Origin of the sequence: Pseudomonas sp. 30_B (assembly GCF_017491605.1) — a bacterium.
Classification (GTDB): domain Bacteria; phylum Pseudomonadota; class Gammaproteobacteria; order Pseudomonadales; family Pseudomonadaceae; genus Pseudomonas.
The window spans coordinates 1-466 of record NZ_JAFGYY010000282.1; the positions used below are offsets into that span (position 1 = coordinate 1).

The 466-nt window shown below is 64.4% G+C and carries 1 protein-coding gene; it reads left to right on the top strand.

Going from position 1 to position 466, the window contains the following annotated elements:
• The coding region (locus tag J5M67_RS28295) for a hypothetical protein (protein WP_207888655.1) at positions 1 to 466 on the top strand (466 nt) is incomplete at both ends.

Sequence of the window (466 nt, forward strand, 5' to 3'; positions counted from 1 at the left end):
GCAGGTGCTGCATTTCCTCGTCGCGCACGGCGACAATCGATTCGTGTGGATGAACCGCGCGCAGGACGACCACCGGCCGAACGTGCCGCATCGGGCGGGCTTCAAGCAGCACGTGAAGCGCAACGAGCGCCGCACGGCGATCGCGTCCGATCGCGAGTATTACGCCGAGTTCGGCGGCAAGATGAGCGCCGACGACGCCGAGCACGTCGAGACGGAATCGGTCGAGGCGGCCGTGTTCCGCAAGGCCGTATGCGCCGGCTTCGATCACAAGAGGGTCGCCCTCGCGTTGATGAAGCGCGGCGGGCGCAGTGCCGCCAACCGCCGCACGCCGACATGCCAATCGGGCATGGCGGCCGATTCGCGGAATATTGGAGAAGCCCGGTGTGCTCGACGGCTTTGCTCACAATCGCTCCTGTTTCCATGTCCACGTGGTGCACTTGAAACAGAGACTTTGCAAGGTCAATCG